Origin of the sequence: Actinomyces sp. HMT 175, from assembly GCF_016694895.1 — a bacterium.
GTDB lineage: Bacteria > Actinomycetota > Actinomycetes > Actinomycetales > Actinomycetaceae > Actinomyces > Actinomyces oris.
In genome coordinates this window covers 2,080,586-2,098,480 of record NZ_CP068012.1, presented here as the reverse complement: position 1 = coordinate 2,098,480, position 17,895 = coordinate 2,080,586, and the positions used below count along the sequence as shown (strand labels likewise).

The window sequence follows — 17,895 nt, the reverse complement described above, 5'->3', positions numbered from 1 at the left end:
TCGTCATCATCGCGTCGTCTTCATCCCTGTCCTGACGCCGTGTCAGGGTGACTGAGCGCTCAGTGGCGAGATGCCGCTGTTATGGCAACCTTGAGCCCATGAGAATCGTGGTCTGCATCAAGCACGTTCCTGATGTCCAGTCCGAGCGTCGCATCGAGGACGGTCGCCTCGTGCGCGGCGAGGAGGACGTCCTCAACGAGCTCGACGAGAATGCCGTCGAGGCCGCCGTCGCCCTGGCTGAGGAGGCCGACGGCGAGGTCATCGCCCTGACCATGGGGCCGGAGGATGCTGAGGACGGGGTGCGTCGCGCCCTGCAGATGGGGGCCGACTCCGGGGTCGTCGTGGCCGATGACGACCTGGCCGGCGCTGATGTCGTCACCACCGCCCGGGTCCTGGCCGCCGCCATCGAGCGCATCGGCGAGGTCGACCTGGTCGTCACCGGAATGGCCTCCCTGGACTCCATGACCTCTATGCTGCCCGGCGCCCTGGCCGCCGCCCTGCGCCGTCCGGCCCTCACGCTGGCCAACCGGCTCGAGGTCGACGGCGGCGTCGTAACCGTCACCCGCACCGTGGGCACCGTCCGCGAGGTCCTCAGTGCGCCGCTGCCAGCGCTCGTCAGCGTCACCGACCAGGCCAACGAGCCCCGCTACCCCAACTTCGCCGCCATGCGCGCCGCGAAGAAGAAGCCCATCGACTTCTGGGATGTTTCCGAGCTCGGCCTCCAGATCGCCGAGCCGGCCGTCGCCGTCGTCGACGACGAGGCCCGACCCGCCCGTGAGGCCGGCATCATCCGCACCGACGCCGGAGAGGCGGGCCGCGAGCTCGCCACCTGGCTCGTGGAGAACAAGCTCGTCTGACGGCCGGCCGCAGCGCCCGCCCACGTCCCGGCAGGGACGCTGGACGCCGTCGCGCCGCCCGTCCGCCTCCTACCACTCGCGAAAGAAGCTGATTCCCATGCTCGATGCCCCCCTGCTCGTCCTCGTCGACCTCGAGACCACCGAGGCCGCCCCCACCGGCCCCAGCCTGGAGCTGCTCACCGCCGCCCGGGAGCTGACTGGCGGCGACGTCGTCGCCCTGGCCCTCCAGCCTCTGGGTGAGGCCGCCTCGGCGGCCCTGGCCGGCGCCGGAGCCACCCGCCTGCTGTCCGCCGACCTGGGTGAGGCCGCCCACCTGCCCGCCACCGCAGCCGACGCCGTCGTGGCGGCCGTCGGCGCCGTCCAGCCCGCCGCGGTCCTGGTCGTCTCCGACTACCGCGGCAAGGAGCTGGCCGGACGGGCCGCCGTCGTGCTCGGCTCGGCCTGCGTCTCCGACGTCACCGCCCTGGAGGCCGCCGGCACCGAGCTGCGTGCCTCCAAGCTGGTCCTGTCCGGCTCCTGGTCCACCACCGCCGGCGTCGCCTCGGGCGGCAATGCACCGATCATCGCCGTGCGCCCCGGGATCGCCGAGGTCGCTGCGGCCGAGGGTGCGCCCCTGACGGCCGAGCCCCTCGAGGTTCCCGTCAGCGCCGAGGCCGCCGCCGTGCGCCTCGTCTCGCGCGAGGCCACCTCCGTGGCCTCCGGTCCGGTCCTGAGCGAGGCGCGCACCGTCGTCGTGGGCGGCCGCGGCGTGGACGGCGACTTCGACCTGGTCCGCTCCCTGGCCCAGCCGCTCGACGCCGCCGTCGGTGCCACCCGTGTGGCCTGCGATGAGGGCTGGATCGAGCGCAGCGCCCAGATCGGTCAGACCGGCGAGACCATCTCCCCGCGCCTGTACATCGGCCTGGGCGTCTCCGGGGCCGTCCACCACACCAGCGGCATCCAGGGGGCCGGCACCGTCGTCGCCATCTGCGACGACTCCGAGGCCCCGATCTTCGAGATGGCCGACTTCGGCGTCGTCGGCGACGTCACCGAGGTCGTGCCCCAGCTCGTCGAGGAGCTCGCCAGGCTGCGCGGCTGATACGGCAACGGGTGGACGGACGAGGCAGCACCGATCGATCTGTGGAGGCAGGAAGATGACCGCAGGATCGAGCGGACGGTCTGCGCCTGAGACGAGCAAGCCACTGCGTCCTGCCGCTGAGGAGAGGTGGGCCGATGAGCTGGCCGCCCTGGCGGCCGCCGACGCCCAGCGCGGCGCGGAGATCCCCCGGGGATGGCGCCTGTCGCCGCACTCCGTGCGCGCCTTCATCGTCGGGGACGAGGTTCTCGGCGTCACCCGGAAGTTCTACGGGGACGACCCGCTCGTCGATCGGGCGATCGTGACGCTGCTCGGACGCCAGGGCCTCATGCTCGTCGGCGAACCGGGAACCGCGAAGTCCATGCTCTCCGAGCTGCTCGCCGCAGCGGTCTGCGGCGCCTCGACCCTGACCATCCAGGGCTCTGCCGGCACCACCGAGGACCACGTCCGCTACTCGTGGAACTACGCGCTCCTCATCGCCGACGGCCCTACGCGCAGGGCCCTGGTGCCCTCGCCGGTCTACCAGGCCATGGAGCAGGGCAGCATCGTGCGCTTCGAGGAGATCACTCGCTGCCCGCCCGAGATCCAGGACACGCTCGTTTCCGTGCTCTCCGAGAAGCAGCTCATGGTCCCGGAGCTGGGAGACGGCTTCCGCGTCAGCGCGGCTCAAGGATTCAACGTCATCGCCACCGCGAACCTGCGTGACCGCGGCGTCCACGAGATGTCCTCCGCGCTCAAGCGGCGCTTCAACTTCGAGACGGTGCGACCCATTGCCGACCGAGCCTTCGAGGCCGAGCTCATTGAGCGTGCCCTGGACGCCGAGCTCGGCGAGCAGCGGGTACCCATGAGCCCTCAGGTACTCGACGTCCTGGTCACCGCCTTCGCTGACCTGCGCACCGGGACCACGCAGGCCGGTACCCCGGTCAAGCGCCCCGAGACCGTCATGTCCACCGCTGAGGCCGTCAACGTCGGTGTGGCCGCGTCGTTGAGCGCCCGCTACCTCGGAGACGGCACAGTCAGGGCCTCCGACATCGCCCGCCAGATGGTGGGAGTAGCGCTCAAGGGCGAGGACGAGGACGCCGCACGCATCCGTTTCTACCTCGACTCGGTGGTGCGTGAACGGGCCGAGAGCAGCGCCGAGTGGAGAGACTTCCTGGTCGCCTCCCAAGGACTGTGGGAGTGAGCGCTCCGACGACCCAGGTCCCCGCCCGGCTCCAGCGCGCCGTGGACGCCCAGCGGCGTTGGGGCGAGGCGGGCGTTCACCTCGTCCCCATCCGTCACCACTCGCCCGCCTGCGCCCTGGCCCTGTCGGCGCTTCTGGAGGAGGTGCGTCCCGCCACAGTCCTCATCGAGGGGCCCGTCGAGTACGCCGCCCTTCTGCCCTCCCTCCAGGACCCGCGGACCGTGCCGCCGGTCGCACTACTGTCCCTGGGGGAGCGCACGGCTTCCTACTACCCGCTGGCCGAGTTCTCCCCGGAGTGGGTGGCCCTGCGGTGGGCGGGGGAGCACGGGGCCGAGGCTGTCTTCATCGACCGCAGCGCCTGCCTTCGAGAGGATGACGATCCTCGCAGCGACACTCGAGGTGATGTGCGAGGCGGGGTCGCCCGCACGCTCCAGGCCGAGCGGTACCTGGCGCGCTCGCGCAGCCTGGACGCCCTCGCCCGGCGCCTGGGCTGCCGTGACTACGATGAGGTCTGGGAGCATCTCTTCGAGGACCGGGCCACTGCCGATATACGATCCTGGCGGGGCTTCTTCTCCGACACCCTGGCATGGGCGGGACTAGCACGGCTCGACGTCGGGCGTGAGGCCCTCGATACCGACGGCACCCACGCCCGCGAGGCCGTCATGGCGGCGGCCCTGAGACGGTACCTGCCGGAATCATCCGCATCGAACGGTGCAGACGGGAAGGGCTTCGAGGCTCCGGCCGCCCCGGTCGCGGTCGTCACCGGGGGCTTTCACACCATGGCACTGCTCGACTGCCTCGATGCGACCGAGCACGCCGAGTGGCTGCCCGAGGCGCAGCCCCAACCCGGTGGGCCGGCATGGCTCATCCGCTACGACTACGCACGCCTCGACGCCCTGCGCGGATACGGCGCCGGCATGCCCTCACCGGGCCTGTGGCAGCGAGCCTGGCGGGCCCGCACCGGGGCCGCTCCTCTCGCGGGCAGCGGAACAGGCTCTCGACGAGCCAGGCGGCGCACTGCCCAGGAGGCCCCGGAGTCGGCTGGGGCTGCCCGAGCCTTCGCCACTACCGTGGTCATTGACGTCGCCACCGCCTTGCGCGGGCTCGGCGAGCCACTGGGGACCGCTCAGGTGCTGGCCACCGTGGAGCAGGCCATGGGACTGGCCACACTGCGCGGCCGGGCATGGCCCGGACGCTGCGACATGCTTGATGCCCTCACCAGCTGCCTGGTCAAGGACGAAACCGGGCTGTCGGGCAATCTGGGAGCCGCCGTCGCCTCCGTCCTGGCCGCCTCCGACGTGGGAGAGGTGCCCGACGGCATCGCCACCCCGCCACTGGTCCGCCAGGTGCGCGACCGCCTGCGCACCGCGCGCTTCATCATCGACGACGCCGTCGAGCACCGCGTCAGCCTCGACACCAGCCGCCGACCTCGCCACCGCGAGCGCCGTGAGCTGCTCGCCCGCCTGCGTTTCGTCAGCTCCGGCTTCGCCCACCAGATCTCAGGGGCCGACCTCGTCTCCGGCACCGGCATGGGACAGTTCCTGGAGGAGTGGGTCTACAGCTGGACCCCCATGGTGGAGGCCGCACTCGTGCGCGCGGCCCAGGAGGCCCCCGATCTCGATGTCCTGGTGCGAACCCGACTGGCCCAGCGGCTCACCGGTGAGCTCAGCGCTGAGACCCTGGTGGCGCTGGTCAGTGAGCTGGCGGTCATGGGACTCGGCACCGAGGCCGGCGATGTCTGCGACCGCCTCGAGAACAGCCTCGGCCGTCTCAGCGACCTGGGGGAGCTCGTTGAGGCCCTGCACCGGCTGGCGGGTCTCATCGAGTCCACGTCCCGTCTGCGTCTGAACGATGCCGGCGCCCGGATCCGGTCCATTCTGCACCGGGGCGACGCCATGATCGCCCGGTGCGTCTCCGGCCTGGTCGGGCTGGAGGATCAGGAGGCGGCCGGGGCCGTTGACGCCCTCATCTCGGTGCGGGACCTCATCATCAGGTCGGCCGGCGACGACGAGCGCGAGCGTGAGGCCTCCCAGGGCGCCGGCTTCGGGGCGGTACTGCGTGAGATCGAGGTTCTGCGTCGAAACCGCGACGCGGCCGCGTCCCTTGTCGGCTGTGCCACCGGCATCGCGGCCTCGGTGCGGGTAATCAGCGAGGAGGAGGCGGTGCGCGCCGTCGTCACTCATCTCGCCATAGGTGCGGATCCGGCGCGGGCCGCAGACTTCATCGTGGGCCTGGTGCGAACCGCCCCGGACGTGCTTCTGCGTTCTCCCGACGCCGTCGAGGCCGTCACCGGGGCTCTGACCCGCCTTGATGATCGGGCCTTCGTCGCCGCGCTGCCCGACCTGCGCCGGGCCTTCACCACGCTGAGGCCCATGGAGACCCATCGCCTGGCAGAGATAGTGGCGCAGCTCGTCGGGACCGCCGCCTCCGATCTCGACACCGTCTGGACCGTGGATCCGGCCCACGCCGCGCTGGGGGCTCAGCTCGAACGGGAGCTGGTCGCCTCCCTGGTGCGTGACGGACTGGGGGAGTGGTCAGGATGACGAATGGCACGCCGTTGAACGCTTCCGCCTCTGGGGAGGAACCGGACGACGATCTGGCAGCACGTCGCTGGCGGATGGTGCTGGGCCGATACGCCGAGCCGAATCTGCCGCGCAGGCATCAGGACTCCGACCTCGATGACGCCCTGAGCTATGTCTATGATCGCGAGTACACGGGCCGTGGGCACCGGCTGGGCGCAGGAGGCGGCGACGGGACGAGAGCCACCCTGGGACCCTCGGTCATACGAGCGGTCGACTGGCTCGATGGTGCCCGCAGGCTCTTCCCCGCCTCCACCCTGCAGCGTCTCGAGAGCGACGCGCTGACCCGGTACGGGCTCGCCGAGCTGCTGGCCGACCCGGATGCCATCGAGGCCATCGACACCAGTCCCGAGCTCGGGGCCGCACTGCTGCGGATCAAGGGGACGATCTCACCCCAGCTCACTGACGGGCTGCGCGCCCTCATCTCCCGGATCGTCGCCGACATCATGGAGCGCCTGCAGTACCCCGTGACGACGGCCCTGAGCGGAGTCCGTCGGCGCAGCAACAGCCCTCACGCCTTGGCGCGCAACTTCGACTGGCGTCGCACCATCACCGCGAACCTGGGCAACGTGGACCCGGACACCGGCCGCATGATCGTCGAGGACGTGCGCTTCATGTCCCGCCAGAGGAGACGCAACCTGACCTGGGACGTCATCATCCTCGTGGACCAGTCCGCCTCCATGGCCTCCTGCCTGCTCCACAGCGCCATCATGGCCTCGATCCTCGCGGGTCTTCCCGGCCTGTCCGTACGACTGGCCATTTTCGACACCACCGTCGTCGACCTCAGCCACATGGTTCACGATCCCGTCGAGGTTCTCATGACCAGTCAGCTGGGAGGCGGGACGGATATAGCCAACGCCGTCGGCTATGCCGCTGGAACCGTGACCAGTCCCAGCCGAACGATTGTGACGGTCATCAGTGACTTCGAGGAGGGTGGATCGGTGTCCACCCTCGTCAAACGGGTGCGTGACCTGGTCGCTCAAGGCGTGACCGTGCTGGGGCTGGCCTCCCTGGACGAGAGGGGCCACGCCTGGTACGACCATGACGTGACCGAGCGCCTGGCCGAGGTCGGTATGAGGATCGCCGCCATGACCCCGGACCGGTTCGCCGCCTGGCTGGCTGAGGTGACTGTATGAAGGAACGTACCGGCCAGTCCCAACGCTCCGCCGGCGCCTCCGACGCCCCGGCCCCGGAAGCCCACGGTGGCCCCTGGGCCGCTGCTTTCTCGGTCTACGGTGCGCTTGACGATGTCGCCCTGATCGCCCTGGGCAACCGGGGCCTACTGCGTCGCGGGCGCGCCGAGCTGGCCGCCGACCGGGTCGCACCCGTCAACGAGCCGGCTGACCCCGGAGCAGGGGCGCAGCCAGTGGCCGAGGAGGTGACCATCGGCGTCGGCCGGCCACCGGTTCCCGTCACCTTGACCGTCTCCGGCCCGCAGGACGCGCGCTGCCCCTGCCCTGTGGCCGGCATCTGCGTGCACATCCTCGCCGCCTGCCTGTGGATGCGCCAAGCCATCTACCGGGACGGGGCCGACGAGAGCACCACGGCCGCCGACACGCCAACCGCCCCCGCATGCCCGGAAGCCCGCGCGACCTCCACACCCGCCCAAGCGACTTCGAGCGATCCGGTCCTGGAGGAGGTCCTCGCCTGGGAGCCGACCGACGTCGAGAAGTCCCTGGGAGCTGAGGCCCGGCGGCGCGCGCAGGCGTCCCTGGCTGGAATGGCACCGGATCGGCTCGCCGCCAGCACCGAGGTGACCACTGCCCCTGGACGTCTGAGCATCACCTGGCCCGACGCCCCCGAGATCGTCGTGATCGCAGGACTGGGGCCACGAGGCATGATCGTCTCAGGACGCCACTCCTCGGCCGCCAACGCGGCCTGGCGCCTTCAAGCCGTCATCCGGCTCTTTGCCCGCGCAGACCGCGCCTGGCCGTGGCCGGACGAGAAGACCACCTTCGATGACCGGAAGCGAGACGTCGTTTCAACAGTCGCAACCTCCATCGAGACACTCCTCTCCGCAGGGCTCTCACACGCCGGCCCCCGCAGCGCCACCGACCTGGAGCGTCTGACCCAGGTCACCCGCCTGGAGGAGCTGCCCCGCCTGTCCCGACTGCTGACCTCCGCCGCAGGGAGGCTCCGAGCGCTCGCCGAGCGCGACGATGCCGTCGACGAGTCCGCCGTCCTCAGCGCCCTGGCCGCCGCCTGGTCCCTGACTCAGGCGCTCACAGCCGTCACCGGCTCACCCGACCCGGCTCTCATCGGGCGAACCGACACGGAGACGGCGCGGACCGGGCTGCTGCTCCCGCTGAGTGCCACCTGGTGGACGGCCCCCTCGGGAAGCCGGGGACTGACCATGAGACTCTGGGACCTGGACAAGGGCCGGCCGGAGATGGTCACCACCGGGCGCGCCGCCGGGGCCGACGCCGCCTTCCACTATTCGCAGGACGCCACCCTCCTGTGGGGCACATCGGTGAGGAACATCCTGTCCGGCCCCCTGCGCCTCACAGGCGTTCAGCGCCGGCCCGATGGCTCCCTGGCCCCCTCCAACCGCACGTCGGTCACCCGCAGCAGCACTGATCCCGGCTACGACGACATCGACCTGGAAGCCGTGGCCGATCATCTTCAACAGACCGGCTCCGGGCCGGAGGCCACCCGCTTCGAGGCCCCCGTGCCCCGGCTCCGTCTGATCCTGGTTGCCCAGGACGGCCTGGGATCGATCAGCATCGATGAGGTCCACCAGCACTACCTGCTGCCGGTGACGAGCACCGACGGGTGCAGGTACCTGCTGTGCATGGAGGTCGGAGGCTGGGAGATGCAGATGGTCTCCGACGTGCTCTCCCGCGACCTTCAGGTGCACGCCATCACGGTCGAGGGCGACCGCCCCTCCGGTGTCTTCGTGCGCGAGCACGACCGGATCGGCCTTCTGGCGGCCACCTTCCCTCCATCTCGCGGTGCCTCGGGACGGGGGTGCGGCCGGCCGCGCAGAGGCCCGGAGGCGGGTCGCGCTCAAGAGGCCGAGACGAACGGGGAGGATCGCACCTCTATACGGGTACTGGTCCAGGATGTGCGCGAGGCGCTCACCGCGCTCGCTGCCTCCGGGACGATGCGACCCACCGGCATGGTGGCGCACGTCCTGCGCACGCGAGTCCGCCGGGCCGGTGACCTCCAGCTCACCACCCTGTCGGCCGCGCTCGCCGAGGTGGGCGATCGGCCGAGTCCCGGCGCCGTGCTGCGGGCCTGCGCCGTCGTCGACCGACTCGATGCCTTGACCCCCTGATACTGCCGGAGCCACCGGCCGAGTGGCACACGGCCTGCACGGTCCATCCGAACCGCATGGCCCTCGCGGCATCGGGAACTGACGGCCGGAAAAGGAGAAAGTGCTCGGAGCGCGAAACTGCGCCTGTAGGATTCCTGGCTACCGACCGGTATATCGAGTCGAGTGAATGTGCTGTGCGGATGCTGATGGAGAGTGCTGTGAATCTGGAAGAAGTCGCTGAGACTCGCGAGGGCGCCGCGTCCGATGAACTGGCCAGGGCACTCCTGCCCCTGCGGGCGGTCAGTGAGGACCTCCACGAAAGGGCCGTCGCTTATGTGCTCTCAGGAGATCCTGAGGACGTCGTGGAGCACGTGTGGCAGGAGTCGGAGACGGACGCGTTGTTCGGTGGCGTTGGCGCGCTGAATCGAGGGCTTCATGTGAGGGACGACCTCGCAGATCGACTGTCTGCAGTAGGTGTCGCATGGCCCTCGGATATGAGAGATCCGCTTGGAGATCGTCGTCGGGTTCTGTATGCGCTACGTGACAGTCTGTATCGTCATGAAGCGTTCAGTGCTCAGCAGTGGTGGCGATATGGTCAGCTCCTTCGTGCGATCTGGGCAGCTGATACTCCGGGAAAAAAAGACTGGCGCCGGAAGCCTCTCACCCCTCTGTGGTTGCTCCTCTTGAATGAGGACGTCGTCAAAACCGTCTCCCCCTGGGAGGAGAAGGCAGTGAATATGGCGAAGGAACGCCCGACATGGGTGCCTGAACGCTTCGCCGAGGTCCTGGCTCTCGATGGAGTCAAAGCGGGCAAGCTCCTCTCCCAGGTACTGACCTTATGGCTGTCGAGAGACTCGTACTCTCACGGCGAGGGCCGAGCTCCGTGCCACCTTCCGGGAATCACGGAGTACCTTCAGTCGCAGGGATCGCGGATTCCGGCCTCGTTCATCCGCACTCTGGGCGACTACAACCGTCGTGATCTTGTGCTGCTCCTGGCCGATCTCGACATGGATCTTGAGCCAGTGGCCCACCTCCTGGTCCCACTGACGCTGGAGGAGGAACGCGAAACGCGTCTCCGAGCCGTCGACATGCTGAGCCGGGTTCCCGATGCCCCACGCCGCGAGGCCCTCACCGAGCTCCTGGCCGGGAAGGCGATCCGCAGCAAGGCGGGCAGCAAGCGCTCCACTGATCTGCTTGAGCACCTGGCCGAGGGGCCGGATGCGGATCTCCTCGACGTCGCAGCCGAGAACAACCCCGTTCTCGCCGTTGCTGTCGAACAGCTGCGTGCCCGCGCGGCCTTCTCCCAGTGCGCGGCCCAGGAGTCCGAACAGGCTCCCGTCGTCCTGCCGGAGGTGGAGCACATCGCTCTCGACCAGCCGGCCGATACGGCCCGGCAGCAGCTCTGGCGGATCCTCAACCGGATCGTCGATGACGCCTGGGATCCTCACGGTGCGGAGTCGCGGGAGGAGGTCGCCGCGAGGTACCTGGCCACCGAGCAGGACGTGGAGGAGTTCATCGCAGTCGCCGAGGGGCGGTCAACGGGGGTTCCGGCCATCCTCGAGAGGTACCGCCTCGGATGGGTGGGCTCCTTCGTGCCGGCCCTGTCAGTCGTCCACCGCCTGCGACTGACCGTCAACGACCCCTCCATCAGATGGAGAGATACCCTGCTGTGGAGAGAGGGCGCGGCTGCTGATCCTCGAGCCATCGAAGCCGTGCTGAGACACTTCAACCTCCCGATCGACGCCGCGGTGGATCACGTGTTCTGGAGTACGGGGGATCCTGAGATGCTGTGGCCGTGGGTGTGGGAGCACCTCGATGTCCTGGATGAAGGGCTCGACAGCTCGGAGAACGCTCCTCGAGCGCTGGACATCCTTGAGGTCTTCCCGCGACTGCCTTCCCAGATCCTTCCCAAGCTCGCGCGCATGGCCGTCACGGCCTCCCCGCGGGTGCGTCGACGGGCGCAGCGCCTGCTCAGCGCCTCCTCGGCCGCACCCACTCTGGCTGAGCCCATGCTCAAGGATCCGTCAGCGGAGATTCGGCGTTCAGCGGCCGAGTGGCTCGCCTCTCTGGCGCCTCAGCAATCCGTCGAGCCCCTTCGAGCGGCCTGCGCCACGGAGGAGGATATTGCGGTTCGAGCCAGCATGCTCAAAGCCATGCGAGCCTGCGGTGAGGACCTCACCGAGCTGCTGTCTGCCGACCAGCTCCAGCAGGAGGCTGTGGAGGGGCTGGAGGCCAACCCGGCTGCCGGTCCGGACTGGCTCGACTGGGACGGCCTGCCCACTGTGCACTGGCGAGACGGCGGTCCAGTGAGCCCACAGGTGATCTGCTGGTGGGTGACCCTGGCCGCGATCATGAAGGACCCCGACGGCCGGGGCCTCATCGGCCTCTACCTCTCTCTTCTGGATCCTCAGGACGCCCGTCGGCTGGCCCTCCACCTGGTGCGGGCCTGGATCGCGCACGATACGGCCCACCCGAGCCCGGAAGAGAGCCTCTCCTACGCCCAGAGCCTCGGGGCGAGGCGGCATCAGGCCATCCAACTGCAGTGGAGCTCGGCGGCCCAGAGCGACGACCCCGAGGAACGGGAGGTGGCCAGGCAGAAGCTGGCTCGACCTCTGGAGAGCTACGTCAAGGAGGTCTATGACGAGCATCAGGGGACGTACCTGGGCTCGGCGATGGCCGACAAGGGCCTCATGGCCTTCGCCGTTGAAACCGATGGCGGCGAGCTCGCCACCCTGGCCCACAGCTACATGCGGAACCACCGCAACCGTCGACCCCAGTACGAGGTCCTCATCCGGGCTCTTCGAGCCAACGGCCAGGACCCCGCTCTCCAGGTGCTGATCGGCGTGGCGCAGCGTCACAAGATGGCGAGCCTGCAGAAGACCGCCCGCGAGCTGCTGGACGAGGTCGCCGTCGAGCGGGGCTGGAGCACCGAGCAGCTGGAGGACCGGACCGTCCCCACCGCAGGTTTCGGGTCTGACGGCCTGCTGCACCTGAGCTACGGAGCCCGTTCCTTCACCGGCCGGCTGACCGCGGACTTCAAGATCGCACTGACCGGGCCGGAGGGGAAGATCCGGGCCTCACTGCCGGCACCCCGGGCCGACGACGATGCGGACGCCGTCAAAGCCGCCAAGAAACAGCTCACCGCCTCCCGCAAGGAGGCCAAGAACGTGCTCTCCGGCCAAAGCGGCCGACTCTACGACGCCATGTGCGTGGAACGGGGGTGGAGCCCTACCGAATGGCGTGATCTTCTGTTCGCCCACCCGCTCATGAGGCACCTCGTCACTCGGGTCATCTGGCAGTTCGTCCCGGCTGACGGTGGTGAGCCGCTCGTCTTCCGTCCCACACCGGAAGGGGAGCTGCTGGCAGTCGACGACGCCGTCGTCGACCTCCCGGGGCAAGGGAAGATCGCCGTGGCGCACGGGACCGTCATCGGGCCCGATGCCGTGACGGCGTGGCGCGAGCACCTGACCGACTATGAGGTCGAGCCGCTGTTCGACCAGCTCTCCGCCCTCGCACCCGTCATCACGCCGGGCCAGCAGCGGCTCACCGATCTTCGTGGGCACATGACCGACGCTTACTCCGTGCGCAATATCGCCTCCAAGCGAGGCTACCGCCATGGGGGAATGGAGGATGGGGGATGGTTCACCGAGTATCTCCGCACGATTCCCACAGCGAGCCTCACCGTCGCACTGACCTTCACCGGCGCTTACGTGTCGAACGGTAACACCCCGTGTGCGACCGGCAGCCTGGAGCTGCGTCGCGGAACCGGTCGTCGTCTGGTGGCGCTGGACGAGGTGCCCACCCCGCTGCTGGCCGAGAGCTACGCGGACTACGCAGCCCTGGCGGCACTGGGAGCCTACGACCCGGACTGGGAGGACAGGACCAGACTGTTCTAGAGGCGGTGACGAGAGCCCGCGGGGCTCGGCCACGCTCGTCGATGGCGGCATGACGCGGTTCAGAGTCGCCCTCAGCGAGCCTGCAGCAAAAGGGGGTGGAGCGGATCCGTATCCGCTCCACCCCCTGCGTACCCGACGAGGTATCAGCTCCTCCGGTGCCCCAGTCCGGTGACCTTGAAGCCGTCCTCACTGGGAGTGAGGATGAGCCAGGCCCCGTACTCGAACTGAGCGCGGTGGTTGGGAAGCGGCTGCATCCAGGGCTTGGACTGATCCTCCGAGGTGATCGGGCACAGGATCGACCCGGGAGCCAGATCCTCAGAGATCACCATGGTCCCGAACAACGAGTCCTTGGGGCCCGCCAGCAGGCAGGAGGCCACCTTGCCTCCCTTGGGCAGGTAGGCGCTGCGCGCCGTGGCGTCACCGGCCTGCGTGGAGCCGGCCGGCTCATCCAGGGAGGAGAGCACCGCGGAGTCGACCTGGTCGGTGACCTTACTGTCCTCCTTAGCGGCCAGGGCGTCGTAGACGGCCTGAACCTTGACCAGTGACGGGCGGTGGATGTCCTGGGTCGGGAGGTGGTAGACGACGTCGAACAGCGCCAGGGACTCACCGTCCCACTGAGCGGCGACGGCGGCCGTCCCCGAACCGGAACAGGCCTTGCAGTCCATGTCCCCGGCGACCATGAGCTGGGGCATGTTGAACAGCACGGTTCCGCCCACGACGCGCAGGTTCTCCATATGGGTTGCCGGAGTGTAGCCGATCTCGTTGCTGCCCTCCATGATGAGGGAGCCGACCATCTGCTTGTCCCCGTTGTAGGCGGCCAAGACGTCGAAGGCCGCAGCGGTGCCGCTGTTGCACTCCAGAACCGCGACCGTCACCGGGGAGGAGCCGAAGAAGCCCGGCTGCGCCTCCTTCAGCGCGACGGTGAAGTTGCTTCCGCCAGGACCGTTGCCCGCCGCCGCGGTCGCGGTGCCGCTGGAGAAGGTGAGGCTGGTCTTGTCATCCTTCATCTTCTCGACCACCTGCGACTTCGTCGTGCCGCGGACCACGGAGGCGAAGCCGTCGGCGCAAACGGTCGGGACATCGAGGGTGGTGCCGCCCAGCTCCTCCAGGCTGGGGGCGGGCTTGGCTGCGGAGGTCGGGGCCGAGGTCGGCAGTGCCGTGGCGCGGGGCGAGCTCGAGCCGGAGTCGAAGGTCATGACCGACGTCGTCGAGCCGTTGAAGACCACGACGTAGCCATCGCCGGCCGCCCACGAGGTCACCGGGGTGGAGACCCGCCAGATCGTGCTCCCGTCGACCGGGTCGAGGGCGCGCAGCGAGTCCGGGTAGGCCATGACGAGGGCCCCCTTGCTGGTCTGCCAGCGGGGTACCACCTCGGTGCCCAAGGTGTTGAGAGCGCCCGCGCCCTCGGGGAGCTTGCTCGACCACAGTACGCTGCTGCCGTCCAGGCCGGCCACGGTGACGCCGTCACTGACCACCCAGACATCACGGCTCATCGGCAGGTTGACACTGACGAGCTTGCGGGGCGCCTCGACTCGGGTCGCCCATACCGGCTTGGAGCCGTCGAGCTTCAGTCCCGAGACCTTCTCCCGGTTGACGCTCACGGTTCCGTCGGAGCTGACCGACAGGGGTTTTCCGTCCCCGGGAGTGTCGCTCAGCCGCACCGAGGCGGGTGCCGGTCCCGAGGCCCGCGTGCTCGGTGACGCCGGTGCGCCAGGAGTGGAGGACGGGGCGGCGGAGGGAGCCGCGGGACCCACGGGGTTCGTGGGGGCCATGCCATTGGGGATCTTCGAGGGCCCGCTCTGGGAGGGAGTGGCTGAGCGGGCGTCACTGGGCTGGGGTGCAACCGGTGAGGCGGGCGCTGTGGGGGCCTCGGCGGAGACAGTTGAGGGCTTGGCGGGGGAGTTGATCCCCGAGGCCAGATCGATGCTGATCTGGTCACCGCAGTCCAAGGTCTTGGCGTTCATCCGGCAGTCGAGGTACTGGCCAGCCAGATTATCGGGGATGGGGACCTGCCACGCGGCGTAGGACGATGATGAGCTCGGGTTCAAAGCCACCAGTGCCTCACGTCGATCAGCGATCACCCGCAGGATCGTCAGCTGCTTGCTGGTGATCGTCGTGGTGCCGTTGGCGTCGAAGGGCGCCGCCGCGAGCTCCTTGCCGATGTTGGACAGGTCCTGCTGTGCCTGGAGGATCGGGGCCGTGACCATGGAGAGCGGGTCGGAGCTGCGCGTCAGCGCCCAGATGCCTCCACCGCCGAGCGCCAGGACCAGGGTGACGACGGCGCTGAGGATCCCGAGCCGTGCCCGACGGCGCCGCTGAGGCGGGGGCGGTGAGGTGAGGGCAGGAGGCCCCTGGGGCGGCGCCGCAGGCGGCGGGGTCGTGGATGAGGGGGCCTCCGGGGAAGGCGATTCGGGAGCAGGGGAGTCAGGAGACGGAGACATAACCGCAGCCTAGAAGGAAATGGGCCGGCCGAGAGGCGGAATAAGATTCATACCGATCGGTTGAATAGACTTCCTGTCGTGCGGGCACATGTCCGGGGAAATTGCCGTCATGTCCGTATCCGGCACAGCCCGGGTGGGACGTCAGGCGACGGCGTGGCTGGGGGACTGCTCGGACGCGACGGTCGCCTGGGCCAGGACCTGGTCGCCGTCGTCGCCGCCGTAGATGACCAGGCTCTGACCGGCGGCCACGCCACGCAAGGGCACGGCCAGGTCGGCGTGCAGGAGCCCGCGCGTCGCATCGACGCGGACCCTTGCCGGGACCGGGCGGCCGTGGGCGCGCACCTGGATGCTGGCCTCCTGCCAGCCGACGGCGGGGGAGCCGTCAGAATCGGTGGTGCCGGTGTCGGGGCCGGTGGTGAGCGGCTCGGGGTCGGCGAGCAGGACGAGCCCGTCGCCGTCGACCGCGGTGCGGCTGAGCAACTCCTCGGGGCCGACGACGACCTCGTTGGTGGCCGGACGCGTCTCGATGACGTAGCGGGGGCGGCCGTCCTCGGCCGGGCGGGACAGGCCGAGGCCCTTGCGCTGGCCGACGGTGAAGCCGTAGTAGCCCTGGTGGGTGCCCAGGACCTCGCCGTCGGGGGAGACCATGGTGCCCTCGTGGGCGCCGAGCGAGCGGGTCAGGAAACCGCGGGTGTCGCCGTCGGCCACGAAGCAGATGTCGTAGGAGTCCGGCTTGGAGGCCACCGGCAGGCCCCGGGCCTCGGCCTCGGCACGCACCTGCGCCTTGGAGGGGGCATCCCCCAAGGGGAAGAGGGCCCGGGCCAGGCCCTCACGGCCGGAGACGGCCAGGACATAGGACTGGTCCTTGGCGGCATCGACGGCGCGGCGCAGCGTGAGGCCCTCGGTGTCCCCGGGGCGGCCGGAGGAGGCGCCGCCGCTCAGGCGCGCGTAGTGACCGGTGGCGACGGCGTCGAAGCCCAGGGCCAGGGCCCGCTCCAGGAGCGCGTCGAACTTGACGCGCTCGTTGCAGCGCACGCAGGGGTTGGGAGTGCGCCCGGCGCGGTACTCGTCGAGGAAGTCGGCCACGACGCGCTCCTCGAACTCCTCAGACAGGTCCCACACGTAGAAGGGGATGCCCAGGATCTGGGCGGCCCAGCGGGCGTCGGCGGAGTCCTCGATGGAGCAGCAGCCGCGTGAGCCCGAACGGGTCTGGGCCCGGTTGCGGGTCAGGGCCATGTGGACGCCCACGACCTCATGGCCGGCGTCGACGGCGCGCGCCGCGGCCACGGCGGAGTCGACTCCACCGGACAGGGCGGCCAGGACGCGCACGAGGATCTCCTCCAGTCAGACGGGTAGCCGTTGCTACAGGCCGTGGCAGGCTACCGCAGGTCGACCGCAACGGGGCAACCGGAACAACCCAGGGGACCTCGTGGTGCCCGGCATAGACGGCGCTGAGGGAGGAGATGTCATACCTGACAAGTGCGTCACTGGCGCCGGCAGCTTCGCCCGGACCCTGCGCGATCAGTGTTGATGCCCAGGGTTCTTCGTTTTCCGTCGGGGGAGTGCAAGCGCATTCTCAGCGTGGCGGGTGAGCATGTGACGGTAGTGCCCAGGCATGTTCCAGCAGCGCCTGCCCAGCGGTGGCATGCTGTTCGTCGGGCTCGACTCGACAAAGGCGTGGCAGTGCGTGTCAGTGTGCTCATGGTGCTCTTGCCTCATCGTTCACGAAAGGAGTCGCGATGTCTGATGCGTGGTTGGCCTTCTTGGTTATTTTCGCCATGCTGCTGGCGATCTGGCGGATAGCAGACAGTCGAGAGCGTCCGATGACGAAGAGCGAGCAGGAACGCATGTTCTTCCGGCAGACCTACAGCCTGTCGATCGATCGCATGCTCTCGGAGAGCCCGCTGGACCGGAACGAGGTACGGCGCCTGCGTGACTCCGGGAGAAGCGACGGGAGTGCGCGAGCCATTAGGTACGTACAAGAATGGGACCCCGTTCCTCGGGAGATCGCCGCTCAGTTCGTCGACCGCGTGTGAGAGGGGCTGCGCTGGATCGAGAACTGCGTTCTCCGCCCAGGACGTACTTTTCCCCCACACGACTGCTGACGGACTCCAGTCGTTTGGGGGATATCGCAGTCCTCGGTCACCAAGTACGTCCCCGATGGCCAAGAACTCGGGCACCAGAGCGGATGGCCGGCAGCATGGCGCTGTTGCGTGGCCATTGAGGGGCGCTCAACGGGCGGCGAACTCATGGCCGGCGCGAATGAGGTCCCGGAGCCAGTCGCTCTGTGCGGCCTCCATCGTCTTGACGACGACGTGGTGGTTCCACCTGTTGGCGCTGACCTGGTCGACGCGGTGGACGTGCGGATCCTCCACGGGACGATCGAGCCTCACGTTGAGGAACAGGGTGCCGTCGCCCGTCCTCTCATAGGCCCAGACCCACAGGAACTTCCGGTTGACGGAGAAGCTCACCTGGGCCGTCAGGTGCTTCGTGACGGAGCCGAGCGAGAGGGTGTAGGACTCGATCGCCGTGTACATGGCGTTCGATGCCGGCTTGCCGCTGAAGTCGCCGATCATCTTGTTCGAGGTGGTGGGCATGCGGTGCTCCT

11 protein-coding genes are annotated in these 17,895 nt (G+C 69.2%); 8 read left to right on the top strand and 3 right to left on the bottom strand.

Annotated features, from left to right (window positions below; translation table 11 throughout):
• Positions 1 to 98 precede the first annotated feature (98 nt).
• From JJJ14_RS08880 to JJJ14_RS08850, 7 genes are all read left to right on the top strand, one after another.
• Positions 99 to 857: an electron transfer flavoprotein subunit beta/FixA family protein gene (locus tag JJJ14_RS08880; protein WP_201443909.1), complete on the top strand. Its 759-nt coding sequence runs from the start codon at positions 99 to 101 to the stop codon at positions 855 to 857.
• A gap of 97 nt (positions 858 to 954) precedes the next feature.
• Positions 955 to 1,935 carry an electron transfer flavoprotein subunit alpha/FixB family protein gene (locus JJJ14_RS08875; RefSeq protein ID WP_201443908.1) on the top strand — a complete coding sequence of 327 codons (981 nt, stop codon included), beginning with the start codon at positions 955 to 957 and terminating at the stop codon, positions 1,933 to 1,935.
• A gap of 55 nt (positions 1,936 to 1,990) precedes the next feature.
• Complete coding sequence (locus tag JJJ14_RS08870) at positions 1,991 to 3,115, top strand: ATP-binding protein (RefSeq protein ID WP_201443907.1); 1,125 nt, start codon at positions 1,991 to 1,993, stop codon at positions 3,113 to 3,115.
• Positions 3,112 to 5,658, top strand: coding sequence for a DUF5682 family protein (locus JJJ14_RS08865; protein WP_201443906.1), 2,547 nt, complete (start codon positions 3,112 to 3,114; stop codon positions 5,656 to 5,658). The genes JJJ14_RS08870 and JJJ14_RS08865 overlap by 4 nt, the downstream gene beginning before the upstream one ends.
• A 14-nt stretch (positions 5,659 to 5,672) precedes the next feature.
• Entirely contained in the window at positions 5,673 to 6,830 is a 1,158-nt protein-coding gene (locus JJJ14_RS08860) for a VWA domain-containing protein (RefSeq protein WP_236592785.1), read from the top strand.
• Positions 6,827 to 8,971 (top strand): hypothetical protein, encoded by a 2,145-nt coding sequence (locus JJJ14_RS08855; protein ID WP_201443904.1) that lies wholly within the window; start codon positions 6,827 to 6,829, stop codon positions 8,969 to 8,971. The genes JJJ14_RS08860 and JJJ14_RS08855 overlap by 4 nt, the downstream gene beginning before the upstream one ends.
• A 716-nt stretch (positions 8,972 to 9,687) precedes the next feature.
• Positions 9,688 to 12,846 carry a DUF4132 domain-containing protein gene (locus JJJ14_RS08850; protein ID WP_201443903.1) on the top strand — a complete coding sequence of 1,053 codons (3,159 nt, stop codon included), beginning with the start codon at positions 9,688 to 9,690 and terminating at the stop codon, positions 12,844 to 12,846.
• 143 nt (positions 12,847 to 12,989) lie between these two features.
• Here the strand turns inward: JJJ14_RS08850 and JJJ14_RS08845 are convergent, their stop codons facing one another.
• Together JJJ14_RS08845 and mnmA are read right to left on the bottom strand one after the other, a co-directional pair.
• Entirely contained in the window at positions 12,990 to 15,287 is a 2,298-nt protein-coding gene (locus JJJ14_RS08845) for a hypothetical protein (RefSeq protein WP_201443902.1), read from the bottom strand.
• Between the two features lie 141 nt (positions 15,288 to 15,428).
• On the bottom strand, positions 15,429 to 16,616 hold the full coding sequence (gene mnmA / locus JJJ14_RS08840; RefSeq protein ID WP_201443901.1) for a tRNA 2-thiouridine(34) synthase MnmA: 1,188 nt from the start codon (positions 16,614 to 16,616) through the stop codon (positions 15,429 to 15,431).
• A gap of 410 nt (positions 16,617 to 17,026) precedes the next feature.
• On the opposite strand from mnmA, the gene JJJ14_RS08835 reads away from it, so the two are divergent.
• Entirely contained in the window at positions 17,027 to 17,323 is a 297-nt protein-coding gene (locus JJJ14_RS08835; protein ID WP_201443900.1) for a hypothetical protein, read from the top strand.
• 195 nt (positions 17,324 to 17,518) lie between these two features.
• On the opposite strand, the gene JJJ14_RS08830 is transcribed toward JJJ14_RS08835, so the two are convergent.
• Positions 17,519 to 17,884 carry a DUF5655 domain-containing protein gene (locus JJJ14_RS08830; RefSeq protein WP_075377966.1) on the bottom strand — a complete coding sequence of 122 codons (366 nt, stop codon included), beginning with the start codon at positions 17,882 to 17,884 and terminating at the stop codon, positions 17,519 to 17,521.
• Positions 17,885 to 17,895: the final 11 nt, after the last annotated feature.

Excerpts from the sequence above, each read along its gene's own strand:
- JJJ14_RS08855 (WP_201443904.1), top strand. The coding sequence starts at position 6,827 with ATGAAGGAACGTACCGGCCAGTCCCAACGCTCCGCCGGCGCCTCCGAC.
- JJJ14_RS08870 (WP_201443907.1), top strand. The coding sequence starts at position 1,991 with ATGACCGCAGGATCGAGCGGACGGTCTGCGCCTGAGACGAGCAAGCCA.
- JJJ14_RS08845 (WP_201443902.1), bottom strand. The coding sequence starts at position 15,287 with ATGTCTCCGTCTCCTGACTCCCCTGCTCCCGAATCGCCTTCCCCGGAG.
- JJJ14_RS08850 (WP_201443903.1), top strand. The coding sequence starts at position 9,688 with ATGGCGAAGGAACGCCCGACATGGGTGCCTGAACGCTTCGCCGAGGTC.
- JJJ14_RS08880 (WP_201443909.1), top strand. The coding sequence starts at position 99 with ATGAGAATCGTGGTCTGCATCAAGCACGTTCCTGATGTCCAGTCCGAG.
- JJJ14_RS08835 (WP_201443900.1), top strand. The coding sequence starts at position 17,027 with ATGTCTGATGCGTGGTTGGCCTTCTTGGTTATTTTCGCCATGCTGCTG.
- JJJ14_RS08875 (WP_201443908.1), top strand. The coding sequence starts at position 955 with ATGCTCGATGCCCCCCTGCTCGTCCTCGTCGACCTCGAGACCACCGAG.
- JJJ14_RS08830 (WP_075377966.1), bottom strand. The coding sequence starts at position 17,884 with ATGCCCACCACCTCGAACAAGATGATCGGCGACTTCAGCGGCAAGCCG.